At 73.1% G+C, this 24,560-nt stretch carries 24 protein-coding genes and 1 pseudogene; 12 read left to right on the plus strand and 13 right to left on the minus strand.

Features of this window, described 5'->3' with window-relative positions; genetic code table 11:
- Both AB0K09_RS06680 and AB0K09_RS06685 read left to right on the plus strand, forming a co-directional pair.
- Positions 1-520: lipase maturation factor family protein (locus tag AB0K09_RS06680; RefSeq protein ID WP_366064194.1), on the plus strand; the 520-nt coding region annotated here is incomplete at its 5' end.
- Between the two features lie 5 nt (positions 521-525).
- Positions 526-1,572: a PHP domain-containing protein gene (locus AB0K09_RS06685; protein ID WP_366064195.1), complete on the plus strand. Its 1,047-nt coding sequence runs from the start codon at positions 526-528 to the stop codon at positions 1,570-1,572.
- 56 nt (positions 1,573-1,628) lie between these two features.
- On the opposite strand, the gene ligD is transcribed toward AB0K09_RS06685, so the two are convergent.
- Positions 1,629-2,534 carry a non-homologous end-joining DNA ligase gene (ligD, locus tag AB0K09_RS06690; protein ID WP_366064196.1) on the minus strand — a complete coding sequence of 302 codons (906 nt, stop codon included), beginning with the start codon at positions 2,532-2,534 and terminating at the stop codon, positions 1,629-1,631.
- Positions 2,535-2,566: 32 nt separating this feature from the next.
- Between ligD and AB0K09_RS06695 the strand changes: the two genes are divergently transcribed.
- Positions 2,567-3,607 (plus strand): Ku protein, encoded by a 1,041-nt coding sequence (locus AB0K09_RS06695; protein ID WP_366064197.1) that lies wholly within the window; start codon positions 2,567-2,569, stop codon positions 3,605-3,607.
- Positions 3,608-3,646: 39 nt separating this feature from the next.
- Here AB0K09_RS06695 and AB0K09_RS06700 read toward each other — a convergent pair whose 3' ends face one another.
- The gene (locus AB0K09_RS06700; RefSeq protein WP_366064198.1) at positions 3,647-6,358 is read right to left on the minus strand and encodes an AAA family ATPase; all 2,712 of its coding nucleotides are present in this window, start codon (positions 6,356-6,358) and stop codon (positions 3,647-3,649) included.
- A 409-nt stretch (positions 6,359-6,767) separates the two neighbouring features.
- On the opposite strand from AB0K09_RS06700, the gene AB0K09_RS06705 reads away from it, so the two are divergent.
- The 5 genes from AB0K09_RS06705 to AB0K09_RS06725 all read left to right on the plus strand — a co-directional run bounded on the left by AB0K09_RS06705 (position 6,768) and on the right by AB0K09_RS06725 (position 11,153).
- Positions 6,768-8,255: an ATP-binding protein gene (locus AB0K09_RS06705; RefSeq protein ID WP_366064199.1), complete on the plus strand. Its 1,488-nt coding sequence runs from the start codon at positions 6,768-6,770 to the stop codon at positions 8,253-8,255.
- A 25-nt stretch (positions 8,256-8,280) separates the two neighbouring features.
- Positions 8,281-8,667 (plus strand): roadblock/LC7 domain-containing protein, encoded by a 387-nt coding sequence (locus tag AB0K09_RS06710; protein WP_366064221.1) that lies wholly within the window; start codon positions 8,281-8,283, stop codon positions 8,665-8,667.
- The gene (locus AB0K09_RS06715; RefSeq protein WP_366064200.1) at positions 8,664-9,026 is read left to right on the plus strand and encodes a DUF742 domain-containing protein; all 363 of its coding nucleotides are present in this window, start codon (positions 8,664-8,666) and stop codon (positions 9,024-9,026) included. Before AB0K09_RS06710 ends, AB0K09_RS06715 begins: the two co-directional genes overlap by 4 nt.
- On the plus strand, positions 9,007-9,630 hold the full coding sequence (locus AB0K09_RS06720) for an ATP/GTP-binding protein (protein WP_366064201.1): 624 nt from the start codon (positions 9,007-9,009) through the stop codon (positions 9,628-9,630). Before AB0K09_RS06715 ends, AB0K09_RS06720 begins: the two co-directional genes overlap by 20 nt.
- Positions 9,631-9,740: 110 nt before the next feature.
- A complete protein-coding gene (locus AB0K09_RS06725; protein ID WP_366064222.1) occupies positions 9,741-11,153 on the plus strand; it encodes a cytochrome P450 in 1,413 nt (470 codons plus the stop codon).
- On the opposite strand, the gene AB0K09_RS06730 is transcribed toward AB0K09_RS06725, so the two are convergent.
- Complete coding sequence (locus AB0K09_RS06730) at positions 11,045-12,277, minus strand: terpene synthase family protein (RefSeq protein ID WP_366064202.1); 1,233 nt, start codon at positions 12,275-12,277, stop codon at positions 11,045-11,047. The genes AB0K09_RS06725 and AB0K09_RS06730 overlap by 109 nt on opposite strands.
- Positions 12,274-13,185 carry a class I SAM-dependent methyltransferase gene (locus AB0K09_RS06735; protein WP_366064203.1) on the minus strand — a complete coding sequence of 304 codons (912 nt, stop codon included), beginning with the start codon at positions 13,183-13,185 and terminating at the stop codon, positions 12,274-12,276. The genes AB0K09_RS06730 and AB0K09_RS06735 overlap by 4 nt, the downstream gene beginning before the upstream one ends.
- 570 nt (positions 13,186-13,755) lie before the next feature.
- Between AB0K09_RS06735 and lnt the strand changes: the two genes are divergently transcribed.
- The gene (gene lnt, locus AB0K09_RS06740) at positions 13,756-15,297 is read left to right on the plus strand and encodes an apolipoprotein N-acyltransferase (RefSeq protein ID WP_366064204.1); all 1,542 of its coding nucleotides are present in this window, start codon (positions 13,756-13,758) and stop codon (positions 15,295-15,297) included.
- Here the strand turns inward: lnt and AB0K09_RS06745 are convergent.
- Positions 15,294-16,571, minus strand: coding sequence for an RNA polymerase sigma factor (locus AB0K09_RS06745; RefSeq protein WP_366064205.1), 1,278 nt, complete (start codon positions 16,569-16,571; stop codon positions 15,294-15,296). The two genes, lnt and AB0K09_RS06745, sit on opposite strands and share 4 nt — an antisense overlap.
- The gene (locus AB0K09_RS06750) at positions 16,568-16,903 is read right to left on the minus strand and encodes a YciI family protein (protein ID WP_366064206.1); all 336 of its coding nucleotides are present in this window, start codon (positions 16,901-16,903) and stop codon (positions 16,568-16,570) included. Before AB0K09_RS06750 ends, AB0K09_RS06745 begins: the two co-directional genes overlap by 4 nt.
- A 135-nt stretch (positions 16,904-17,038) precedes the next feature.
- Between AB0K09_RS06750 and AB0K09_RS06755 the strand changes: the two genes are divergently transcribed.
- Positions 17,039-17,713 (plus strand): protein-L-isoaspartate(D-aspartate) O-methyltransferase, encoded by a 675-nt coding sequence (locus AB0K09_RS06755; protein ID WP_366064207.1) that lies wholly within the window; start codon positions 17,039-17,041, stop codon positions 17,711-17,713.
- A gap of 127 nt (positions 17,714-17,840) precedes the next feature.
- On the opposite strand, the gene AB0K09_RS06760 is transcribed toward AB0K09_RS06755, so the two are convergent.
- The gene (locus AB0K09_RS06760) at positions 17,841-19,001 is read right to left on the minus strand and encodes an FAD-dependent monooxygenase (protein ID WP_366064208.1); all 1,161 of its coding nucleotides are present in this window, start codon (positions 18,999-19,001) and stop codon (positions 17,841-17,843) included.
- A gap of 89 nt (positions 19,002-19,090) precedes the next feature.
- Here AB0K09_RS06760 and AB0K09_RS06765 point away from each other — a divergent pair, with 89 nt between their 5' ends.
- The gene (locus AB0K09_RS06765; protein WP_366064209.1) at positions 19,091-19,675 is read left to right on the plus strand and encodes a TetR/AcrR family transcriptional regulator; all 585 of its coding nucleotides are present in this window, start codon (positions 19,091-19,093) and stop codon (positions 19,673-19,675) included.
- Positions 19,676-19,766: 91 nt separating this feature from the next.
- Positions 19,767-20,375: a hypothetical protein gene (locus AB0K09_RS06770; RefSeq protein WP_366064210.1), complete on the plus strand. Its 609-nt coding sequence runs from the start codon at positions 19,767-19,769 to the stop codon at positions 20,373-20,375.
- Between the two features lie 15 nt (positions 20,376-20,390).
- On the opposite strand, the gene AB0K09_RS06775 is transcribed toward AB0K09_RS06770, so the two are convergent.
- The 6 genes and pseudogenes from AB0K09_RS06775 to AB0K09_RS06800 all read right to left on the minus strand — a co-directional run.
- Positions 20,391-21,077, minus strand: a complete 687-nt coding sequence (locus AB0K09_RS06775) for a uracil-DNA glycosylase (protein ID WP_366064211.1) — start codon at positions 21,075-21,077, stop codon at positions 20,391-20,393.
- Between the two features lie 94 nt (positions 21,078-21,171).
- Entirely contained in the window at positions 21,172-21,927 is a 756-nt protein-coding gene (locus AB0K09_RS06780; protein WP_366064212.1) for an SDR family oxidoreductase, read from the minus strand.
- A 23-nt stretch (positions 21,928-21,950) separates the two neighbouring features.
- Positions 21,951-22,712 (minus strand): 3-oxoacyl-ACP reductase FabG, encoded by a 762-nt coding sequence (fabG, locus tag AB0K09_RS06785; protein ID WP_366064213.1) that lies wholly within the window; start codon positions 22,710-22,712, stop codon positions 21,951-21,953.
- A 169-nt stretch (positions 22,713-22,881) separates the two neighbouring features.
- Positions 22,882-23,316: a DUF3037 domain-containing protein gene (locus tag AB0K09_RS06790; protein WP_366064214.1), complete on the minus strand. Its 435-nt coding sequence runs from the start codon at positions 23,314-23,316 to the stop codon at positions 22,882-22,884.
- Positions 23,277-24,101 carry a HipA family kinase gene (locus AB0K09_RS06795; RefSeq protein WP_366064215.1) on the minus strand — a complete coding sequence of 275 codons (825 nt, stop codon included), beginning with the start codon at positions 24,099-24,101 and terminating at the stop codon, positions 23,277-23,279. Before AB0K09_RS06795 ends, AB0K09_RS06790 begins: the two co-directional genes overlap by 40 nt.
- A gap of 79 nt (positions 24,102-24,180) precedes the next feature.
- Positions 24,181-24,363 (minus strand): annotated as a pseudogene (locus tag AB0K09_RS06800) (site-specific integrase); the annotation flags it as partial.
- Positions 24,364-24,560: the final 197 nt, after the last annotated feature.

The following is a 24,560-nucleotide window of genomic DNA, read 5'->3' on the forward strand; positions in this document are numbered from 1 at the left end:
TCCGGGCGGTCTCCCCGCCGGACCCGCTCTGCCTGCGAAGGAGCATCGTTCACCCGGCTCGAACAGCCGGCGCCCGATTCACCTCCGGGGAGGCAGCATCAACCGGAGCCGCTACGAGGTGGTCGTCGAGGGCACGGACGCCGGGGAGCTGACCGAGGAGACGGAGTGGAAGGAGTACGGCTTCAAGGGCAAGCCCGGCGACCTCCGGCGGCTGCCGCGCCAGTACGCCCCGTACCATCTGCGGCTCGACTGGCTGATGTGGTTCGCCGGCATCTCCCCCGCCTACGCGCGGGACTGGTTCGGGCCCTTCGTCGAACGGCTGCTCACCGGCGACCGGGCGACCCTGCGGCTGCTGCGCCACAACCCCTTCCCCGGCCGGCCGCCCACGCACGTGCGCGCCCGCCTCTACCACTACCGCTTCACCACCTGGCGCGAACTGCGCGAGACGGGTGCCTGGTGGCACCGCACGTTCCTGCGCGAATACCTGCCGCCGGCCCATCTGCGCCGGCCGGAGGAGTGAGCCCGGTGCCGGCCGGACACCCGGCGACAGACCCGCCGGCGGACCCGGTGGCGGCGCTCGAACGCATCGCGTTCCTGCTGGAGCGCGTCCAGGAGCCGACGTACCGGGTGAAGGCGTTCCGCACCGCCGCCGACGTCATCTCGGCGCTGGCGCCCGAGGAGGTGCGCCGGCGGGCGGCGAACGGGTCGCTGGCCGAGCTGAAGGGCATCGGGCCCAAGACGGCCAAGGTCGTCGCCGAGACGGTGCAGGGCCGCGTCCCCGCCTATCTGGCCCGGCTGGAGGAGGAGGCCGGCGGGCCGCTGACCGAGGGCGGCGAGGAACTGCGGGCGGCCCTGCGCGGCGACTGCCACATGCACTCGGACTGGTCGGACGGCGGCAGCCCGATCGGGACGATGGCCCGCGCGGCGCGCGACCTGGGACACGAGTGGGCCGTACTGACCGACCACTCCCCCCGGCTGACCATCGCCCGCGGCCTGTCGGCCGAACGGCTGCGCGCCCAGCTGACGGAGGTCGCGGAGATCGACGAGGCACTCGGGGACGGCTTCCGGCTGCTGACCGGCATCGAGTGCGACATCCTCGCCGACGGCTCGCTGGACCAGGACCCGGGGCTGCTGGAGCGGCTGGACGTGGTGGTGGCCTCCGTGCACTCGAAACTGCGCATGGACGCCGAGAGCATGACCCGCCGCCTCGTCGCGGCGGTCGCCAACCCGCTCGTCGACGTGCTCGGGCACTGCACCGGCCGGCTGATGGGCGGCGCGAAGCGGCCCGAGTCGCAGTTCGACGCGGAACTGGTCTTCGCCGCCTGCGCCCGCTTCGGCACCGCCCTGGAGATCAACAGCCGCCCCGAGCGGCTCGACCCGCCGCGCCGGCTGCTGCGGCAGGCGCTGGACGCGGGCGTGCTGTTCTCCATCGACAGCGACGCCCACGCGCCGGGCCAGCTCGACTGGCAGATCCACGGCTGCGCACGGGCGCAGGAGTGCGGCGTACCGGCGGAGCGGATCATCACGACGTGGCCGGAGGAGCGGCTGCTGGACTGGACCAGCTCGAAGTGAGTCCCGCTTCTCCCCCACCGCCCGTCGCCCATTCGGGTGATCGGCTCGTTCGGTGATCAGGGAAGGGCTGCGCGGTGGGCGTCCCCCGCGAGGCCGTCCAGGAGGTCGCCGTGTGCGGCGAACCGTTCGACGACCTCCTCGGGGGTGAACGCGAGGTCCTCCGCGTCCTCGCAGGCGGCGATCTCGTCCCAGGTGACGGGCGCGGCCACGCCGGGCCTGCCCGGCAGCAGCCGCACGGTGTAGGGCGCGGCGGTGGTCTTGGCGCTGGCGTTCTGCGACCAGTCGATGAAGACCTTGCCCTTGCGCTCGGAGCGGACCATCGAGACGACGACCAGCCCCGGATGCTCGGCCCGCAGCCGGGAGCCGAGCTCCTTGGCGTAGCCGCTGACGGCCCGCCCGGGGGCGGGTTCGACGGGTGCGTACAGGTGCAGGCCCTTGGCGCCGGAGACCACGGCGAAGGCGGTCAGGCCGTCGTCGGCCAGGAGCTGGCGCAGCCGCTGGGCGACGCGGCAGCAGGCGACCAGGTCCATGCCCGGGCCGGGGTCCAGGTCGATGACGAGGCGGTCGTGCCGGCCGGGGCCCGCCGCGGCCGTCCACTGGGGGACGTGCACCTCGTAGGCACCCAGATTGACCAGGGCGATCAGGGCGGCCGTGGAGTCGATCATCACCTGTTCGGTGGTGCCCTCGCGGTGCTCGACCGGCACCAGCGGCACCCAGCCGGGCGCCCCGGGAGGCGGGTTCTTGGCGACCCAGCTCTGCCCGGCCGGGCCCTCGGGGGCCCGGACGAAGGACGCGGCACGGCCGGTGACGTGCGGCAGCATCGCCGGGGCGATCCGCGCGTAGTAGTGCAGGACCTGGGCCTTGGTGTGGCCCGAGGCGGGGAAGAGCAGGCGGTCGAGATGGGAGAGGGAGAGCCGGTGACCTTCGACCTCCACCACCTGCCGGTCCGGGGATGCGGACATAAGGTAGGAATTCCCCGTGGAGGTATAAAACTATGCGTTCCATGTGGAAGGGCGCCATAGGGTTCGGGCTCGTCTCCGTGCCCGTACGGCTCTACGCCGCCACCCAGGAGCACGGCATCCGGCTGCACCAGGTCCATGACACGGACGGCGGCCGGATCCACCTCAAGCGCGTCTGCTCCGTGTGCGGCGAGGAGGTGGACTACGAGCACGTCGCCCGGGGCTTCGAGGACGACGAGGGCCACACCGCCGTCGTCACCCAGGAGGACCTGGCCACCCTGCCGCTGCCCAGCAAGCGGCTCATCGACGTGCTGGCCTTCGTCGACGCCGACCGTATCGACCCGGTGCAGCTCGCCGGCTCCTACTACCTCGCCCCGGACAGTGCCGCCGCGAACAAGCCGTACGTGCTGCTGCGGGAGACGCTCAAGCAGACCGAGCGGGTGGCCGTCACCAAGATCGCGCTGCGGACCAGGGAGTCGCTGGCCCTGCTGCGGGTCCATGAGGACCTGATGACGCTGCACACCATGTACTGGCCGGACGAGATCCGCGACGCCGGCGACCTTGCCCCGCCCGGCTCGGTCACCGTGCGGCCGCAGGAGCTCAAGATGGCGACGAGCCTGATGGACACGCTCTCCGAGGACTTCGACCTGGGCGCACTGGAGGACGAGTACCAGGTCGCCCTCGACGAGCTGATCACCGCCCACCTCGACCACCGGCCCGTGGCCCGCAAGGAGACGGCGCCGGCCCCGGACAACGTCATCGACCTGATGGCCGCCCTCAAGGCGTCCATCGACACGGCCGCGAAGAAGACCGGCGCCGAGGAGGCGCCGGCGAAGAAGGCCCCCGCCAAGAAGGCCGGGGCCGGCAGGGCCACGCCCGCGAAGAAGACGGCGGCCAGGACCACCGCCGCGAAGAACACGGCAAAGGGTGCCGCCAAGAGCACGGCGAAGGGCACCTCCAAGGCCCCTTCCAAGAGCACGGCCAAGACCACCGCCAAGGCCACCACCAGGACGGCGGCCAAGACCACGGCCAAGAAGGCGTCCGCGAAGAAGACCGGCCGCCGCGCCGCGTCCTGACCGGGCGGCCCGGCGGTCGGTCCTCCTCCCGCGTCCTCGCTACGACGCCGGCTCGTCTCCCTCGAACGCGCAGGCCGTGGCCTCCACCCGGGCTCTGTCCGCGAGACCGTCGGCGCCGCACTGCTCCGCCAGGCCGATCCCGGCGTTGAGCCGCTCCATCGCCTCCGCGCGGCGGCCGGCCCGGCGCAGCGCGACACCGTGATCGACGAGGGCCACGGCGTACTCGTACCTGGACGGGGACTTGCGCAGCCGCTCGACCGCACGGCCCAGCGCGTCCAGCGCCTCGTCCGCGTCCTTGGTCAGCAGGGCCGCGCGGCGCTGGGCCTCGCCGATGGCGCTGTCCGTGCCGAACCGCAGGGCGTGCCGGAGTGCCTGGGCGGCGAGGCCGCGGGCGCGCTCCGGGTCCTCGTCGGTGAGGGCGGTGGCCAGGTCGAGGGACCAGGGCGCCCAGAGGGTGTTGTGGCGGCCGCGCTCCTCCAGCCGGTGCCCCGCGGCCTCCAGTTCGGCGACGGCCTCCTTGGTGCGGCCCACCGCCAGGAGCTGGCGGCCGACCACGGACGGCGCATCGGGCATCACCATGGCCGGAGGATAGGGCGGGCCGAAGGAGTACTTGTCGGCCACGCGCTGGGCCTCGTCGACCTGGCCCCGGGCCAGCAGGACGTCGATGAGCAGACACGAGCCGTCCCACTGGATGGGCAGGCCCGGCCCGAGCCGGTCGGCGAGCCGCAGCCCCTCACGCAGGAACTCCTCGGCCAGCTTCAGCTTGCCGCGCCTGCGGTGGACCAGGCCCAGGAACTCGTGGGCGAAGGCCAGATGGGCGCCGCGCCAGCCGGAGATCTCGAACGCCGTCACCGCCTCGCGGAAGAGCGCCTCGGCCTGGTCGAGCCGGTCGGTGTAGGCGTAGGTGATGCCGATGATGCTGGGGAGCTCGAAGCCCCACTCGGTGTTGGTCCAGCTGAGCCCGGGCGAGAGCCGGCCGTCGACGAGCGTACGGTCGTTGAGTTCGGCGACGTACACCGCGTCCTCGCCGCGGATCATGCCGTCGAAGGCGCGCAGGGCGAGCATCGCGCGCTCGGAGTCGTCGCGCCCTTCCAGCCGGTCGGCGAGCTCCGCCAGGTTGCGGGAGCGCTCGTGGGCGCCCTCTTCCTCCAGTTGGATGCCCTTCCAGAGGTAGTGGGCCGCCTGGAGCCGCATCCGCCCGGGGCCCTGCGGCTCCTCCCGCGCCCGCTCGGCGACGATGCGGGCGGCCTCGCCGAGCTGGCCGTTGTGCGCGTAGGCCTGGGACAGCCGGTAGACCGCGTCCACGCGCAGCTCCAGCGGCAGGCTCGGCAGGTCCAGGGCCGTGCGCAGGTGGTTGATGGTCGTGGGCGGCGAGGTGAGCAGCGCGGAGCAGCCCAGCTCGTAGAGCACCGAGGCGCGGTCCTCCTCGGGCGGCGGCTCGTTCAGGGCCCGCTCCAGGCAGCGGCGGGCGGCGTCCGGCGCGCCGACGGCGAGGTGTTCGCGGGCGGCCGCCCGCAGCTGGCGCACCAGGTCGGGATCGCCCTCGGGGTGCACCTCCAGCAGGTGCCGGGAGGCGGCGGCCGGGCCGTGTCCCTCGTTGGTGACCGCCCAGGCGGCCAGCCCGTGCATCGCGGTGCGGGTGGCCGGCGGGATGGCACGGTAGACGGCGGTGGCGATCAGCGGGTGGACGAACTCCAGATTGGGGACGCCGGTGAGGATGCGGGCCTCGCGCAGCCGGTCGGCGCACTCGGCGGCCTCGGCCGGGCCCATCCCGGCCAGCATGGCGGCCAGGCGCGGCTCGACGTCCGTGCCGAGCACGGCCGCGGCCCAGGCGAACCGCGTGGTCGAGGTGCCCAGCCGCTCCAGGCGCGTGACCAGACCGCTGCCGCGCGCGCTGGCGCCGAGCTCGCGCAGCAGGGGCGCGGACTCTTCCAGCGGCCTCAGTCGGCGGTCCTGCGCCTTGGCGATCAGCTCGACGGTCTCGTAGGGGTTGCCGCCGGTGACGGCCCAGACCTCGCGGCAGAACGGGTCGTCGGCCCGGGTCTCGAAGCTGTCGCGGACCAGGTCGGCGACGGCGCCGGGGGTGAGGGCGTGCAGGGTGACCGGACGGCTGCCGAGCTTGATCACCTCGTCGCGGAACCCGGGGGCGTTCTGGTCGAGTTCGTCGGGGCGGTAGGCGATCGCCAGCAGCAGCCGCAGATCGTCGACCCGTACCGCGAAGGAGGACAGCCAGGCCAGCGACTCGGCATCGCCCCAGTGCGCGTCGTCGACGATGATCAGCAACGGAGGCTGTTTGACCGCCAGTTGGGTGACCAGCCAGTCGATGCCGTCGCGCACGCCCTGCGGGTCACCGTGCGGGCCGGTGGGCGGCGCGATACCGAGGGCCGGGCCCGCGATCTCGTACCAGGCGCCGAGCAGCTGTTTGCGCTCCCCTTCCGTCAGGGGAGCGAGGGCCGGCTGCAGCAGCTGCCGGACGATGTTGAAGGGAACGGCCTGCTGCGCCGACGCGCTGGCTCGTGCGGACAGGACGGTGCAGTCGCCGCGCTCGGCGGCCATCCGCCGCAGCTCGGCGAGGAGCGCCGTCTTTCCCACGCCCGCCTCTCCGTTGTACAGCAACAGCCCGCCGTGGGTGGCGTCCGCGCCTCCCGGCCGGCCGAAGAGGGCGTCCACGGCCCGCTCCGCCGAAGAGAGCTCCCGGTCGCGCTCGAACAAGGCTGTGCACGGGCGCTGTTCATGCTCTTGCCCCGCCATGGCAGTGTCTCCTGTATGAGGGTGGTGGGGCGAGCCTAGCCCTGTCGGCGGAGGCGCGAGCGGGGTTCGCGGCAGCGCACCACCCTGGAGCATGAGCCTCCCCTCACCCCGAACGCTCGTTCAGTATTTCAGAAAAGCATTCGAAAAACGTGACGCGGGGTCATTGTGAGGCCTTTCGAATTACCGCGTCAGCCCGATCCGGGAATATGACAAGTCGGCGCCGTTTCCCCGCGCGACAGGCTACGCTCCATGTCCGCAGCGGGCCGTGGCGACTGCGGCGCGCTGCTGACAGCCGCTGCCTGCGCCGGCGCGACGGCGGAAACCACACGGCCGTTCGCGGCCCACGCGCACCGGCGGCGCATTTCCCCACGTCGCCCCCGAGCGTTTTCCCCAAGCCCCGAGGATATCGATGGTTGGTACAGGATCGTCATCCCGAGCCAGGCGGCCCGCCTCCACACTCATATGGCTGGTCCCCCCTGTCGTGCTGGCGGTCTGCACGGCTGCTGCGGCCGTGCTCGTCCCCATCGAGGCGCGGCCCCCGGTCGCCTGGTGCGGCGCCGCGGCCACCGCGGCGGTAGCCATCGCCTCGGCGGAGGCGGTCCGGCGGGGCCGCGTGATCGCCGCTCTGCGCCGCCGGTGCGGCGAGCAGGAGGCCGCGCTGCGGCACCGGCTCGTGCAGCAGGAGGCGGAGACCCAGCGCCTGGCGCGTGAACTCCTGCCCGCAGCGGTGCAGTTGCTGCAACGCGGGGCCACGGCCGAGGAGGTGCTGCGCCAGGTGGTGCCCCAGTGCCCGCTCGACCCCTCGTTCGCGGCCGCGCACCGCTCAGTGCTGCGCTCGGTGGTCGAGGCGGTCCAGGCGGAGGAGGGGCTGCGCGACTCGGCGCACCGCGCGTTCGTCAACATCGCCCGCCGTATGCAGGCGATCGTCCACCAGCAGGCCACCGACCTGCGGGAGATGGAGGACCGGCACGGCAACAAGCCGGACTTCTTCGCCGACCTGCTGCACCTCGACCACGGGACCGCGCTCATCGGCCGGCTGGCGGACAGCATCGCGGTGCTCGGCGGCTCCCGGCCCGGCCGTCAGTGGAAGAACCCCATCCCCCTCTACAACGTGCTGCGCGGCGCCATGTCACGGATCATGGACTACCGCCGGGTCGATCTGCACTCCGTGGCGGACGTCGCCGTGACCGGCCCGGGCGTGGAACCCCTGATCCACGCGCTGGCCGAGCTGCTCGACAACGCCACCCGGTACTCGCCGCCGCAGACCCGGGTCCATCTGACCGCCGTGGAGGTCCAGTCGGGCGTCGCGGTGGAGATCGAGGACGCCGGCGTCGGTCTGACCGACGAGGCCCGCCGCCGCACCGAGGCGGTTCTCGAACTCGCCGACCGTGGCTTCGACCTCAACGACCTCGGCGAGACCCCCCGCCTCGGCCTGGCCGTGGTCAGCCGGCTCGCCAGGACCCACGACTTCCGGGTCTCGCTCAGGCCCTCGGCCTACGGCGGCGTGCGGGCCGTGCTGATCGTTCCCCCGAACCTGATCACGGCGAGCGCCACGCCGGGCGGTGAGATCGCCCGGGCCGCCACCCTGCCGCCCCCGAAGATCAGGAAGAAGCCGGGCCGTCCGCTGCCGGCCCCCCCGCCCCTGGAGCAGCCCTCGGTGCCGCGCAATTCCGCCGGCCTCCCGCAGCGCCGCCGGCGTATGCCGGGACAGACCACGCGGCCGGTGCGGCCCGCCGCGGCCTCTTCCACGGGCGGCCCCCGTCGCCAGCCCTCCCCGACCGAGTCCCCCACGGCGCCGGGCATGTGGCTCGACGCCTTCATGGGAGCCATCAAGGGCGAGGACCCGGCGGACGACCGTGGCCCGATCAGTGATCCATCGTCAGACGAGAAAGAGTAGCCAAGTGACGCAGAAGCGGTTCAACATGGACTGGATGCTCAAGGACCTGGCATCCAGTGTTCCGCAGACCCGCCACGTGATCGTGCTGTCCTCGGACGGCCTGCGCATGGCTCAGCACGGTGCGGACACGGACGCCGCGGACCGCCTGGCCGCCGCCTGCGCCGGGCTGCAGAGCCTGTCGACGGCCGTGGCGGCCGAGTTCCCGCACGGCGAGGGCCGGATGCGCCTGGTGGTGATCGAGGTCGACGGGGGCTTCTTCTATCTGATGGCGGCGGGCGCCGGCGCCTATCTGGCCGTCCTGGCCGACGACGACGTGGACGCCGGGCTGCTCGGACAGCGGATGCGGGACCTGGTGGCCCGCATCGGCGAGCACCTGACGAGCCCGCCGCGGGTCAGCGGACCGGTGGCATGAACAAACCCGGAAGGGCATGGGATCCCGGCAATCCCGACCGGCTCTACATCCTGACCACCGGGTGCGACAGCAGTACGGGCAAGGACATCAGGCTCGATCTGGTCACGCTGATCGTCTCGCGGACGGAAGGCGATCCCGGACTGCAGCCCGAGCATGCGGCCATCGTGCGGATGTGCGACTACCCGCTCTCGGTCGCCGAGATATCCGCCTACCTCACCCTGCCCGTCAGCACGGTGACCATCCTCCTCACGGACCTGCTCTCACGCGGCCACGTCGAGGCCAGGCCCCCGGTCCCGGTCGCTTCGCTACCCGACGTACGACTCCTGGAGGCGGTGATGCATGGACTACAAAACCTCTGATCCGCCCGCCGGCCCCCGGAGGGAGGACATCCTCCCCGCCACGACGGCGGCCGCCGTCAAGGTGGTGATCGTGGGAGGGTTCGGGGTCGGGAAGACGACCCTGGTCGGCACGGTGAGCGAGATCAGACCGCTGACCACCGAGGAGACGATGACCCAGGCCGGCATCGGCGTGGACGACCTGGCCGGCATCGAGCAGAAGATCGAGACGACCGTCGCGATGGACTTCGGCCGGATCAGCATCAACGAGCAGCTGGTGCTGTACCTGTTCGGCACGCCCGGCCAGGAGCGGTTCTGGTTCCTGTGGGACGGCCTCTTCGAGGGCGCCCTCGGGGCCGTGGTCCTGCTCGACACCCGCCGGCTGGAGGTCAGCTACGACGTGGTGGGCCTGCTGGAGGAGCGCGGCGTGCCGTTCGTCGTCGCCGTCAACACCTTCCCCGGCGCGCCCGTCCACCCGGTGCCGGAGCTGCGGGCCGCCATGGACCTGCCCGAGTCCGTGCCCGTCTTCGCCTGTGACGCCCGGGACCGCAACTCCTGCCGCGACACCCTCATGACCCTCATGCGCTACCTCTACACCCTCGCTCACCAGACCCCGGAGCCACAGTGACCCCACCCGACGAACACTCCCGCGCCGACGCCACGCTCGCGCCCTCCGCCGCGCCGAAGGCGGCGTCGAAGTGCCCCGTCCACGACTACGGCGAGGGCGGCCTCACCCGGCTGTACGGCCCGGCGGCGGAGGACGACCCCATGGGGCTGTACGAGCAGCTGCGCGAGCGGCACGGTCCGGTGGCGCCCGTGCTGCTGCACGGCGATCTGCCGGCCTGGCTGGTCCTCGGCTACCGCGAGAACCTGGACGTCACCCGCACGCCCTCGCGCTTCTCGCGCGACTCGCGGCACTGGCGCGACATGCGGGAGGGCAAGCTCACCGCCGACCATCCGCTCGCACCGATCGCGGCCTGGCAGCCCATCTGCGCCTTCGCCGACGGCAAGGTGCACGAGCGCTGGCGGGACGCGATCAACGACGCCCTCGGGCGCTTCGACCGCCGCGGGGTCCGCCGGCACATCACCCGCTTCGCCAACCAGCTGGTGGACGAGTTCTGCGCCACGGGCGAGGCGGATCTGGTGCACTCGTTCGCCGAGCCGCTGCCCATGCTGGTGATGACGCAGCTGCTCGGCATGCCCGAGGAGTACGGCCCCCGCCTGGTCGAAGCCGCGCGCGACATGATCAAGGGCACGGAGACGGCCGTCGCGAGCAACGAGTACGTGCAGCAGACGCTGCGCAAGCTGGTGGCGCGCAAGCACTCCGACCCCGGTGCGGACTTCACCACCTGGCTGCTGGAGCACCCCGCCGAGCTCTCGGACGAGGAGGTGCAGCAGCATCTGCGGCTCGTGCTCATCGCCGCGTTCGAGACGACCGCGAACCTGATCGCGAACACGCTGCGGATGGTGCTGACCGATCCGCGCTGCCGCGCCAACCTGGCAGGCGGCCACATGACGCTGCCGGACGCGGTCGAGCAGACGCTGTGGGACGAGCCGCCGTTCACCACGATCCTGGGCCGCTGGGCGACGCAGGACACCGAGCTCGCCGGGCAGCAGATCAAGGCAGGGGACGCGCTGATCCTCGGTCTGGCGGCGGCCAATGTGGACACGGTGATCCGCCCCGACCCGGCGGCCCCGGTCCACGGCAACCGTTCGCACCTGGCCTTCAGCGGGGGCGCGCACGAATGCCCCGGCCAGGACATCGGCCGGGCCATCGCCGACACCGGCATCGACGCGCTGCTGACCCGCTTGCAGGACATCCGGCTGGCCGTGCCCGAGTCCAAGCTGACGTGGAGGTCCTCCCTGATGTCACGTCATCTGGTCGAGCTGCCGGTGGAGTTCACCCCGTGCGAGCCGCAGGACCCGGAACCGGACGAGGTGGTCCCGGAGCCCGCCGTGCGACTCGACGACGCCTCCGGCGCACAGGCCGAAGGCGATTCCGCCGGGACGGGGGCGCCGTCCCCGGCGACCGCGGCACCGGCTCAGCCGCCCGGGGCACTGCGCTCCGCGGTTCCCGCGCCGCCGGCCCGGGGCGACGGCACCCGCAGCTCCTGGTGGAGGTCGCTGGCCCGTCGGCTGCGCGGGCGCTGAGCCGTCTCCAGCTGGTCCCACCACCACGCCGCGGCCGGTATGGGCAGCGGGCCGGTGCCGGGATCGCTGGGCGTGTCGCGCCAGGTGATGCCGTACGTCGCCCCCGGCACCGGGAGCCGGTACCGGTTCCGGGGGCTGGCGTAGCGCGGGGCCGCGTTCATCCAGTGGATGCAGCCGGAGATGTAGTGACCCAGGGCCTCCAGGTAGCGGCGGAGCTCCCCTCCGGCGTCCCGGGCCACCTGTTCGCGCAGGTCCAGGAAGAGGGTCATGACCCGGTCCCGTACGGCGAGGGCCTCGGTGAGCGCCTGCTCCGGGGTCCCGCCGTGGTGGTGGGCGACGACGTTGACGATGTTCTGGTCGGTCGTCTCCTGATCATCCTCCTTGGCGTAGGAGAAGAGGTCGTTGTCGCAGCTGACGACGAACCCGGCCGCGTCGACCAGGGCCTGGACGGGGGCGGCGGACAACTCCTCGTCGGACAGCTCGATGCCGGTCGCGGCCTGGCTCCAGGCGAGGGAGAAGCGGGTGCCGTTGATGGAGGGCCGCAGGGCGACGTAGTCGGACAGGGTGGGCATCACACCGCGTTCGATGTTGCTGACCTGCCAGGCGGCACCGAACAGCCAGTCGCGCAGTCCCTCGGCGATGCGGCGGAGGTGGACCGGGCCGACCATGGCGCGGGTGCGGGCAGCGAGGTCCTCCAGCGCCCTCTCGAAGGGGGTCGTGCCGAGCATGGCGGAGCCGGGTGCTTCGAGACAGCGGCTGATCCGGGCGTTGAGGTCGACGATCCGGGCCGTGGCGATGTCGGCGGAGCCGGTGTCGTGCCAGAAGTCGTCGAGGGCGAACGCCCAGTGGTTCCACTCGATGAACAGCAGCAGCGGTTCGTCCCTGCCGTGGGGGATGATGCGGCAGCTGAAGTCGGTGCTGTGGGTGGCGATGCTCCAGGCCCGGTCGACGTCGTCCCGGAAGATGCCGGTGGAGTCGAGCCAGGCGATGGCGCGCTGCTCCAGCTGGTCCGCGCGCGGGTGCACGGGGGCCTCGATGGGGCAGTAGAAGGGCGGCAGTCGCCAGCCGATGGCCGGCGGGCGGGCGGCCGTCGCCGTCGGGCTCGCCGTGTCGGCCATCGTCATTGTCCGCCTTCGAGCCGGAAGAGCAGCATGCGGGTCTCGACGGCGTGGTCGCGCCAGACCCGGAACAGCTTGCCGTGCGCGAGCGCGGATTCCATCAGCCGCTCTCGGGCGATGGGCGAGGCGGCCCCGGTGCGTTCCATCCGGTCGAGTTCGGCGGTCGTCCAGGCCTGGGACTGCACCCAGAACTCGGCGACGCGGTCGGTGACGTCCTCGTCCTGCTCCAGTTCGAAGCCGGCCGCACGCGCGGCGGCGATGTACTCGGCGAGGGTTCCGAGGCGGGTCTTGTAGTAGCCGTCGATGAAGGCGGTCCACTCGGGGCGGCACAGGAAGTGTTCCTGGATCCCGAACCAGCCGCCGGGCCTGAGCGCCTTGGCCACCACGCTGAAGAGCCGCTCGCGGTCCATGTAGCCGGAGCTCTCGATGGCGACGGCCGCGTCGTAGCGCTTCTCCTCGCACAGGTCGTGGATGTCGCCCAGGACCGGGGTCACGAGGTCCTCCACGCCCGCCTCGCGCACCAGGTCCGCCATGAGGGGGACGTGTTTGGCGGTGACCGTCATGGCGGTGACGGCGCAACCGTACTCCTGGGCCCAGTAGATGGAGCCGCCGCCGAGACCGCAGCCGATGTCGAAGAGGTGGATGGGCGGCTCCTCCCGGACCCCCCAGAGCCGGGCGGCGTGGTCGAGCGCGGCCTCCTGCGAGGCGCGCAGCCGGTTCCGCAGCACGGTCTGGGAGACCGTCGTGTTGGGGGTGACTCCCGGTTCGAAGAGTCCCACATGGAAGTGGACGCGTGGCCCGGGGCCGTACTTGTGCAGGATGTCGGCGGTCTTCCGCGAGTAGTACGCCGGGACCTGGGTCTCGTCGCGCGCCACATCGGAAGCAGCCGACACACTGGCCACAAGGTTGTCCATGAGATCCCTCCGAGACACCGGCTGTCGGTGGATGGATGGACGGGCAGGCATGGTCCGGGAGGAGGCGACCTCCTGAGACGGGAGTGCCGTTCGATCACACGCGCGAGTCACGCCGCCCCCCAGCAACAAACGACCAGCAGTCCTGTCCAGTTTTGCCCGCTACCTGCCCATGCCGTGGCAGCGATAACCCACGTTACGTACCGGCGTGCGCCTTTCTGGCGCGCTTGGCCGGGATCGCTTATTTTCACTTTGGATCAAAATAAGCCGTTGTTGCCACACCCGGTGACCAGAAAGGCTGAAAATTGCGCGCTGTTGTCGGGGTTTTGGCCTGGTAGGAGACCGAATTCCAGACGCACGGCAGTTGGCCGGATCCCGCTCATGCGTCTGGTGTGCTGGCGAGCGAAGGGGGCGCCCCCTTTCGGGACGCTGCGCCCCCGTGCCTCAGGAGCCGGACGAATACCACTACCCAGCCACGGAATCCCGCGTGTCGCGTGGACCGCACTCTGTGCCCGGACGCCCCGCTCGCGCACACTGGTCACGGGTCCGGCGGGCGGGACGAGGAGGCTCGGCATGGTGGTGTCGGTGGGGCGCGGACCGCGGCTCCTCGCGTCGCCCCGGTGGCGGGCCGTCGCCGCGGTGCTCGCCGGTGCGCTGCCGGCGCTGGCCTTCCCCGAGCCGTCGCTGTGGTGGCTCGCCTACGCGGGCCTGGTGCCCTGGCTGTCGCTGCTGCGCACCGCGCCCACGTACCGCCGCGCGGCGCTGGAGGGCTGGCTGGGCGGGGCGGGGTTCCTGCTGGTGGTGCACCACTGGCTGCTGCCGAGCCTGCACGTGTTCATCGTCGTACTCGCCGCGCTGCTGGGCCTGTTGTGGGTTCCGTGGGGGCTGCTCGCGCGCCGGCTGCTGGGCGGTGCGCCGGGGCCGGGGCGGGTGGCGGTCGCCCTGGTGGTGGTGCCGGCGGGCTGGCTGCTGGCCGAGCTCGTGCGCTCCTGGGAGTATCTGGGCGGCCCGTGGGGGCTGTTGGGCGCGAGTCAGTGGCAGGTCGCCCCCGCCCTGCGCGTGGCGTCGGTGGGCGGTGTGTGGCTGGTCGGCCTTCTGCTGGTGGCCCTCAACACCGCGCTGACGGTGCTCGTCCCGGCTCGGGGGGCCCGCCTCGTGGCGCTGGGCGGCGTGGTCGCCGTAGCGGCGGTCGTGGCGGGCGTCCGGTACTGGGCGCCGCAGCCGCGGGCGGCGGGTACCGTGCGGGTCGCGATCGTCCAGCCGGGAATGATCGACGGTACGGGCAGCACAGTGCGGCGGTTCGACCGTGAGGAGGAGCTCACGCGCCGGCTGGCGGGGCGGCGGGTGGACCTCGTGGTGTGGGGCGAGAGCAGCGTCGGCGCCGATCTGGCCGGGCACCCGGAGCTCCGCGACCGGCTGGCCGCGCTCTCCCGGGCGGTGGGCGCGGACCTGCTGGTGAACGTGGACGCCCGGCGCTCGGACCGGCCCGGCATCTTCAAGAGCTCGGTGCTGGTAGGCCCGGGCGGGCCGACCGGTGACCGCTACGACAAGATGCGGCTGGTGCCGTTCGGCGAGTACGTTCCCGTCCGGTCGCTGCTCGGCTGGGCCACGTCCGTGGGCAAGGCGGCGGGCGAGGACCGGGTGCGCGGCACCCGGCAGGTGGTGATGCGGGTGCCGGTGCCCGGCGGCGGGGAGCTGTCCGTGGGTCCGCTGGTGTGCTTCGAGTCGGCGTTCCCCGACATGAGCCGGCAACTGGCGGGTGACGGCGCCCGGTTGCTCGTCGCCCAGTCCTCGACCTCCACCTTCCAGCACAGCTGGGCCCCGCGCCAGCACGCCTCGCTCGCCGCGCTGCGGGCCGCCGAGACCTGGCGGCCGGTGGTGCACGCGACGCTGACGGGGGTGAGCGCGGTCGCCGATCCGCGCGGCCGGACGGTGGGCCCGTGGCTGGACCAGGACCGCAGCACGGCCGCCGTCTACGACGTGCCGCTGGCGCGGGGCACCAGCCCGTACGTCCGTACCGGGGACTGGGCGGTCTACGGGCCGCTGGGTGTGCTGGCCGTCTTCTGCGCGGCGGAGGGCGTGCGGCTCCTGCGGCGGCGCGGCGGCGCCGCTTAGGACCGCAGCTCGGCCAGCCGGCGTGCCAGCTCGGCCCGTTCGGCGGCGCCTGCGGTGAGTCCGAGTGCCCGCTCGTACGCCCGCCGGGCGCCCGCACGGTCCCCGGCCCGGCGCAACAGGTCGGCCTGGGCGGCGTAGAGGGGCTGGTAGCGGGCCAGCCGGGCGTCCGCCAGCAGGGGCTCCAGGACCTCCAGGGCCGTCCGCGGGTCCTTCGCCCGGGCGAGCGCGACCGCGCGGTTGACCTCGACCACCGGGGAGGGCGCCAGACGGCCGAGCAGCGCGTAGAGGTCGGCGATCTGCGCCCAGTCGGTCTGCCGCGGGCCGGGCGCCCGGACGTGCAGCGCGGCGATCGCGGCCTGCACCTGGTACGGGCCGGGGCTGCGGTGGGCCAGAGCGGTGTCGAGCAGGCGGATCCCCTCCTCGATCCGCGCCCGGTCCCACAGTGAGCGGTCCTGCTCGTCCAGCGGCACGTAGCGGCCGTCCCGGTCGAGGCGCGCGGCGCGGCGCGCGTCGTGCAGCAGCATCAGCGCAAGCAGGCCCCGTACCTCCGGGTCGCCGGGCATCAGCTCGGTGAGCAGCCGCCCGAGCCGGATCGCCTCGCCGCACAGCTCGCCGCGGGCCGGGCCGTCGCCGCCGGCCGCCCCGTAGCCCTCGTTGAAGATCAGGTAGACGACGGACAGGACGCCCTTCAGCCGGTCGGGGAGTATGTCGTCGCCCGGCACCCGGTAGGGGATCCGCGCTTCGCCGATCTTGCGCTTGGCACGCACGAGGCGCTGGGCCATCGTCGTCTCGGTGACGAGGTAGGCGCGGGCGATCTCCGCGGTGGTCAGGCCGCCGAGGGTCTTGAGGGTCAGCGCGACCCGGGCGGGGAGCGCGAGTGCCGGGTGGCAGCAGGTGAAGATCAGCCTCAGCCGGTCGTCGGTGACCGTGCTGTCCTCCGGCTCGGCGCGGTGTTCCTGCGCCTCCAGCCGGGCCTGCTCGGCCAGGCGCGCGGTGCGGTCGGCGGCGGCCCGCTCCCGGCGGAGCCGGTCGATCGCCTTGCGACGGGCGGTGACCATGATCCATGCGTTGGGATTGGCCGGTACGCCCTCGCGGGACCAGGTCGCCACGGCGGAGGCGAAGGCGTCCTGCAGGGCGTCCTCGGCCAGCTGGAAGTCGCCGAGGTGGCGGATCAGCGTCGCCACGACCGCGCCCCGCTCCTCGCGGAAGACGCGCTCGACGACGGCGGCGGCCGGGGAGTCCCCCGGCCGCCGTTCGCTGCCGGACGTGCTCACGCGCCCCACACCGGTCGTACCTCGACCGGGCCGTAGCTGCTGTTGGGCATGTCCGCGGCCCACTTCAGGGCCTCGTCCAGATCGGCGACGTCGATCAGGAAGAACCCGGCGAGGTACTCCTTGGTCTCCGCGAACGGCCCGTCGGTGATCTGGGTCTCGCCGTCCCGCACCCGGACGGTCGTGGCCACGTCGGTCCCGGCCAGGCCCGCGTTGGCCACGAGCACGCCGGCGTCCGTCATCGCCTTGTGGTACTCGCCCCAGCGGGCGCCGACCTCCTCGACCGTGGGTTCGCCACCGGCCGGCAGGTAGGTGAACAGCACGTACTTCGCCATCACGCTTCTCCTCGGATCCTCGGGATGTGATCGCCGCGCCTTTCGCGGCCTCATCCTTCACGACGCCGCAGCGACGCCTGTTTCGACACTCCCGGCCGGATTCCTTCAAAAATTTCCGTCGGCGACGATGGAGAGGTGAACGCGAAACGTTCCGCCGAGGATCTGGTGCGGGCCCTGCGCGGCGCGGGCATCGTCGACGAGCGCCTGCTGGAGGCCGTCCGCGCGACGCCCCGGGCCGCCTTCGTACCCGCCGGCCGGGAGGCGGCCGCCCGTCTCGACGCGCCCGTGCCGATCGCGCACGAGCAGGTGACGACGCAGCCCTCGCTGTCCGCCCGGATGATCGAGGGCCTCCGGCTGACCGGGGACGAACACGTACTGGAGATCGGCACCGGCCTCGGCTTCCAGACCGCCCTGCTCGCCCGGCTGGCCGCCGACGTGGTGAGCGTCGAGCGGTGGCCCGACCTCGCCCGGGAGGCCCGGCGGAACCTCGACGGGCAGGGCATCCGCAATGTGGAGCTGCGCACCGGCGACGGCAGCGGCGGCGTGCCGGAGCGCGCGCCGTACGACGCGATCCTGGTCTCCGCCGCGTTCCCCGAGGTCCCCGCACCGCTGACCGACCAGCTGCGCGTAGGGGGGCGCCTGGTCCAACCCGTCGGACCGGGCGGCCGGGAACAGGTGCTGGCCTTCTGCCGCACCCGGGAGGGCCTGGAGCGCCGGGAGCTCCTGACCCCGGCCTGCTTCGTCCCACTGCGGGGACGGTACGGATTTCCGGACCAGGATCCGGCGGACGCCGGCGAGCAGTCCCCGTGATCGCCCGGGGCCCCGCCACGGGGTCCGGGGGGCTCGCCCCCGGAACCCTTCCCGCCGCGACGGCGCCCAGGCCCCACGACCGGCCCGGCGGTGCCCGACCGCCCGTAGTGACGTGGAGATCCGCCGGCTAGGCGGAAGGTTTCCAGTCCGCGATGCCGTCCAGGCTGCGCAGCGCGATACGCGGGCCGAGGCGGTTGACGGTGAGGAGGGCCGCGGTGCGCAGGCCGCAGGCGAGCGGTGAGGAGAGCCTGGTCATCCGGTTGACGGCGGCCGAGCGGCGGACGACGTCCATGGTGCGGGGCAGTCGCTGCCGGGTGTACTCCGGCAGGGCACGGAGGGGATCGCCGTCGGCGCGGACGAGCGTGCGGGCGAGGACGACGCCGTCCTCGACGGCCTGGCAGCCGCCCTGGCCGAGGTTGGGGGCCATCGGGTGGGCGGCGTCGCCGAGCAGGGCCACGCGGCCGTGGTGGTAGGCGGGCAGCGGCACGGTGGCGGCGTGGACGTCGTTGCGCAGGATGCCGTCCGGGTCGGCGCCGGCGAGGATGCCGGGGACCGGGTGGTGCCAGTCGCCGAACAGGCGGCGGAGCTCGGCCAGTTCGCCGTCGGGTGAACGCGCGCCGGCGGGGGCGTTGGCCTGGGCGTAGGCGTAGACGCGGCCGTCGTGCAGCGGCATGGTGCCCCACAGGCGGCCGCGCCCCCAGGTCTCGTGGGCGGGGAAGGGTGTGGCCGGTCGGGGTACGACCAGGCGCCAGACGGTGATGCCGGTGTAGCCGGGCGCGGGGTGGCCGGGGAAGAGGGCGGTGCGGACGGCGGAGTGGATGCCGTCGGCCGCGACGACGAGGTCGGCTTCGAGGTCGCCGTCGGGGGTGGTGACGCGGGCCGGGCGGTCGGCGGCTCCCGGGTCGGCGAGTGCGGCGGCGGACGTGGTGCGCACGGCGTCGCCGGGGAGCCGGTCGGCCAGCAGGTCGACCAGGTCGGCGCGGTGGAGGACGACCACGGGACCGCCGAAGCGGCGGGCGGCGGCGTCGTTGTCGGTCCGGGAGAGCCAGCGGCCGCCCGGCAGGCGGAGCCCGCCGGTCTGCCAGGCCGAGCGGGCGCGTACGGCGTCGCCGGCGCCGAAGGTGTCCAGGGCGCGCTGGGCGTTGGGGGCCAGTGCGATGCCGGCGCCGGCCGGCCGCAGCGCGGCGGCGCGTTCGAGCACGGTGACGTTCCAGCCGGTGTGGTGCAGGGCTGCGGCGGCGGTGAGTCCGCCGATGCCTCCGCCGATGACGACGGCGCGGTTCTCCATGGTCCGACCCTCTCCGCTGACTACAGGTGTAGTGAGAATGAGGCTACTACGGCTGTAGTGCGGAGAACAGGGGCGGGTAGGTTGAGTCCGTGCCGACCGAGAAATCCGCCCGTCTCCAGCTGATCGCCGACACCGCGCTGGCCCTGCTCGTCGAGCGCGGCATGCGGGGGCTGACCCACCGCGCCGTCGACGAGGCCGCGGGGCTTCCGCTCGGCTCGACCTCCAACCACGCCCGGACCCGCGCCGCCCTGCTGGAGGCGGCGGTACGGCGGCTCGCGGAGCGCGAGGCCGAGGTGCTGACCCCGACGGAGATGCCGGGCCCGGAGGCCGGCCCCGACACCCTCGCCGACGCGCTCGCGCTGGCCGTCCACCGCTCGCTGGCCGACCAGCGCGAGCTGCTGATCGCCCGCTACGAGCTGGCCCTGGAGGCGACGCGCCGCCCCGAGCTGCGGAAGATCTACGACGAGGCGGGGCAGCAGTTCCGCGCGCCCCTCATCGCGATGATGACGGCGGCGGGCTCGGCGGAGCCGCAGCGGCACGCGCTGTCGTTGCTGGGGTGGATCGAGGGCACGCTGTTTGTGCACGCGGCGGGCGCGGCGCACGGGAAACCGGCGGGACCGGAGGAACTGAGGGCAGGAGTGCGGGAGTTGCTGCGCGGGATGCTCGGCGCCTGACGGGGCGCTCACGCAGGCGTTGACCGCAGTGCGCCCACTTCACTCCTGCGGGGAATACCCAAGCGCCCGGCCGGCGACCAACGTTGGCCCAATGCACCGTATACCCGCCACCGTGGCGCTCGTCGCCGTGGCGTTGTCGACCGCCGCCGGCTGTGTGTCCGTCTCCGAACCCGTGCGCGGCAGGCCGCCGTTGCCGCGGATCACGCCGGGGCCCGCCCGGGAGGCACTGATCGACACCGGGCCGGACGACGCGGCGGAGGGGCCGTCCTCGGACTCGGCCGGGGAGCCGTCTCCGCACTCCGCGGAGACGCGGGCGCCCGCGTCCGGGCGGGACGACGCCCCGGGCCCTCCGCACGCGGACGACGCCCGCGCAGCCCGGGGCGGTGACGACACCGGGCCCGGGGAGAGCGCCACACCCCCGGCCCGCACGCCGGACCGTCCGTCCGTGGAGCCGTACCGCCTCGCCCCCGCTCCCTTCCGGCTGCGGGTGCCGGCGCCACCGGCGGCACCACCGCCGGTGGGCCGGGAGGTCGAGGAGCCCCACCGCGCCCCCGAGCGGGAGGCGCAGCCGCCGCGCCGGCCGGCTCCGGCCCCGCGCATGGGGCCGGGCGCCGGTGTCTGCGGGCTCGGCGAGCAGTACGGCCGCTGGCAGCAGGGCAGCGACGCGTCCCGGATCTGCCACCAGGTGTACGGCCGCTGACGCGGCCGGGGGGGCTCAGCCCGCGAGGTCGGGGATGCGCCAGTCGATCGGCTGGTGGCCCTGCGCCGCGATGGCCTCGTTGATCTGGGTGAAGGGGCGGGTGCCGAAGAACTTCCGGGCCGAGAGCGGCGAGGGGTGGGCGCCCTTGACGACAGCGTGCCGCGACTCGTCGATGAGGGGCAGCTTCTTCTGGGCGTAGTTGCCCCACAGGACGAAGACGGCCGGGTCGGGCCGGGAGGCCACGGCGCGGATCACCGCGTCGGTGAACTTCTCCCAGCCCTTGCCCTTGTGGGAGTTGGCCTCGCCGGACCGCACGGTCAGCACGGCGTTGAGCAGCAGGACGCCCTGCCGGGCCCACGGCATGAGGTAGCCGTTGTCGGGGATCGGGTAGCCGAACTCCTCCTGCATCTCCTTGTAGATGTTGCGCAGGGACGGGGGCGTGCGGACACCGGGCCGGACGGAGAAGCACAGGCCGTGACCCTGGCCCTCGCCGTGGTACGGGTCCTGCCCGAGGACGAGGACCTTGACCTGCTCGTAGGGGGTCGCCTCCAGGGCGGCGAAGACCTCCTCGCGCGGCGGGTACACCGTGCCCTTGGCCCGCTCCTCCTCGACGAACTCCATGAGCTCCTTGAAGTAGGGCTTGTGCAGCTCGTCGCCGAGGACTCCGCGCCAGGACTCGGGCAGCAGGTCGATGTCGGTCACGTTCGACAACCTCCGGTTGGGATCCTTCTTGCACCGGAGAACTTACCGGCGACCACTGACAACGCTCTCTCGGCCGCCGGCCCCGGGGCCGCCGTCAGACCCCCGCGTTGAGGAAGAGGCCCCCGTCCAGCACGAGCGTCTGCCCGGTGATCCATCCGGCGGCGTCGGAGAGCAGGAAGGCGGCCGCGCCCCCGATGTCCTCCGGCACGCCCAGCCTGCCGAGCGGGTAGGAGGCCGTCGCCTCGGTCTCGCGCCCCTCGTAGAGCGCCGCGGCGAACTTGGTCTTCACCACGGCCGGCGCGAGCGCGTTGACCCGAACGCCGGGCGCCATCTCGTGCGCGAGTTGCAGCGTGAGGTTGATCATGGCGGCCTTGCTCATCCCGTACGCGCCGACGAAGGGGGACGGGGCCAGGCCGGCGACGGAGGCGATGTTCAGGATCGCGCCGCCGTTCTCCTTCTGCCACGCCTTCCACACCTGCTGGGCGAAGCCCAGGGCGGAGACGACGTTGGTCTCGAAGACCTTGCGAGCGACGCCGAGGTCGACCTCGGCGAGCGGGCCGAACACCGGGTTGGTGCCGGCGTTGTTGACCAGGTGGTCCAGGCGCCCGAAGGTCTCCAGGGCGCGCTCGACGGCCTCGGCCTGGTGGGCCTCGTCGTGGGCCTTGCCCGCGACGGTGAGGACCCGGTCGGCGCCGAGCTTGTCCGCGGCCTCCCGGAGGGCGTCCTCGTTGCGGCCGGTGATGACGACGCGGTCGCCGCGGGCGATCAGGGCCTCGGCGATGCCATAGCCGATGCCCCTGCTGGCCCCGGTGATCAGGGCGACCCGGCCGGTGCTCTCCTGAGCGGTCATGGATCTTCCTCCCTCGGTCGGGCTCAGTTGAGCGGGCCGCCGGCCACGTACAGGACCTGGCCGGAGACGTAGCCGGCCTGCTCGCCGGTGAAGAAGGCGACGGCGTTGGCGATGTCCTCGGGCTCGCCGACGCGCTGGACCGGGATCTGGCTCGCGGCGGCGGTCTTGAAGTCCTCGAAGCTCATGCCGACCCGGGCGGCGGTGGCGGCGGTCATGTCCGTGGCAATGAAGCCGGGGGCGACGGAGTTGGCGGTGATGCCGAACTTGCCGAGCTCCTTGGCGAGGGTCTTGGTGAGGCCCTGCATGCCGGCCTTGGCGGCGGCGTAGTTGGCCTGGCCGCGGTTGCCGAGGGCGGAGCTGCTGGAGAGGTTGACGATCCGGCCCCAGCCCGCGTCCACCATGTGCTTCTGGCAGGCGCGCGACATCAGGAACGCGCCGCGCAGATGCACGTTCAGCACGGTGTCCCAGTCGCTGTCGCTCATCTTGAACAGCAGGTTGTCGCGCAGGACACCGGCGTTGTTGACGAGGATGACCGGCGCCCCCAGCTCCTCGGCGACCCGGGCGACGGCGCTGTCCACCTGGGCGGAGTCGGAGACGTCGCAGCTCACGGCGAGTGCCCGGCCGCCCGCCGCCGTGATCTTCTCCACGGTGTCCGCGCAGGCCGCCTCGTCGAGGTCGAGGACGGCGACCGCGCGGCCCTCGGCCGCCAGCCGGACGGCGGTCGCGGCGCCGATGCCACGGGCCGCGCCCGTGACGACGGCGACGCGCTGCTCGGTGGTGGACATGCGGGTTCTCCTCACCTCGAAGGGGGCTCCCCCGCCCGGCGCTTCCGGAAACGGCGGGTGAGCAACCGCTTAGTAGCGTCGGCTGATCAGACGCTAGAAGCCTCGTCACCGACTGTCAACGGCTCCCCCTCCAGCCGGCGCGGGCGCCCGCCTCGCGGCGGACGCGCCCTCATCTCACCAGCAGGTCCAGCAGGCGCTCGGCCTCGCTCTCGGGGTCCGGCGTCAGCCCGGTGTGCACGGGGCCGGGCTGGACGACCGTGCTGCGCGGGGCGATCAGCCAGCGGAAGCGCCGCCCCGCGTCGTCTCCCGCCGCCTGACCGGCGCGCTCGCCGCCGGCGCAGACCCCTTCCACGGCGCGGAGCGCGGCGCGGACGCACTCGACGTCCACGTCCGGGTCCAGGGCCCGCAGCCGGGCCTCGTCCAGGTGGACGCGGGCCTCGACGTAGGAGCGGGCCTGGCAGTAGACGATGACGCCGGCGTTGATCTGCTCGCCGCGCTCGACGCGGGGGACGACGCGCAGGAGCGCGTACTCGAAGAGGTCCCGTCCGTTGGTGTGGTGCCCGGTCACTCGCCGGCCCTCCTGTTCAGCCTGACGCGCAGCCATTCCGGCACCTGCGAGGGTCGCTCCGCGCTACGCTCGCCGAGCGTGACGCGCTCGCCGACGACCGCGGCGCGTTCGAGCAGGACGTCGACGTACGCGCGACGCACGGCGTCCGGGTGGGTGAAGCCGGGTTCGTCGACGAGCCACTCGTCGGGCACGTCCGCGACGGTCTCGGTCAGCAGTTCCTCGGTGACGAGGGGCGCGAGCTCGGCGCCGGCGGCGGCCACGTCGGGACCGAAGGAGGCCAGCACATGGTCGGAGGCGTCGTACGGTCTGCCGGCCGCGGCCGCCGCGGTGGGCCAGTTGTGGTGCCAGATCATGGTGGCGCCGTGGTCGATGAGCCACAGCTCGCCGTGCCAGACCAGCAGGTTCGGGTTGCGCCAGGAGCGGTCGACGTTGCCGATGAGGGCGTCGAACCACACCACGCGCCCGGCCTCGGCCGCGTCCGTCTCGAAGGCGAGCGGGTCGAAGCCGAGGGCGCCGGGCAGGTAGTCCATGCCGAGGTTGAGGCCGCCGCTGGCCTTGAGCAGGGCCTGGACCTCGGGGTCCGGTTCGGCGCGGCCGATGACCGGGTCGAGCTGCATGCGCACCAGGTCCGGGACGCGCAGCCCGAGCCGGCGGGCGAGGCCGCCGCAGACGACCTCGGCGACCAGCGTTTTGCGGCCCTGGCCGGCGCCGGTGAACTTCATGACGTACGTCCCGAGATCGTCGGCCTCGACGATGCCCGGGAGCGAGCCGCCTTCGCGCAGGGGCGTGACATAGCGGGTCGCGGTGACCTCTGGCAGCATTATCGTAGACTCCGCGGCTCTTTTACCTTGCAATCCATGACCCACTCCCATGGGTGCTCTTGGTGAGAAACGTCGACGATCAGCCTTGGGAGGAATCTGGGGAGTTCCGGCCGGCGTGCCGCTCCCCCGCCCTCCCGAGCAGCCCGTCGATGGCAGAGCGCCCCTTGTTTCCGGCCTCCGGCATGAAGTGAGCATAGTAACCGAGCGTGACAGCCGGCGACGAATGGTCAAGCCACCGCGTCAAGGTCACCACCGACTCCCCGCCCGCCGCGCCCCCGGCGCCGCCCGCCGCGGTGAACCCGTCGCCGTCCACCAGCACCGCCACCGCCCGTCCTCCGGTGACAGCGCACGACGCTGACCTTGCCCTTTAAACGTGGCCGCCTACGGTTCGGGCCATTGCCGAGCGGGCCCGGAACGCCGAGCCCTTCGCAGCACTCCGCCCCGCTGGATGAGATCCAT

This window comes from Streptomyces sp. NPDC049577, from assembly GCF_040675635.1.
GTDB lineage: Bacteria > Actinomycetota > Actinomycetes > Streptomycetales > Streptomycetaceae > Streptomyces.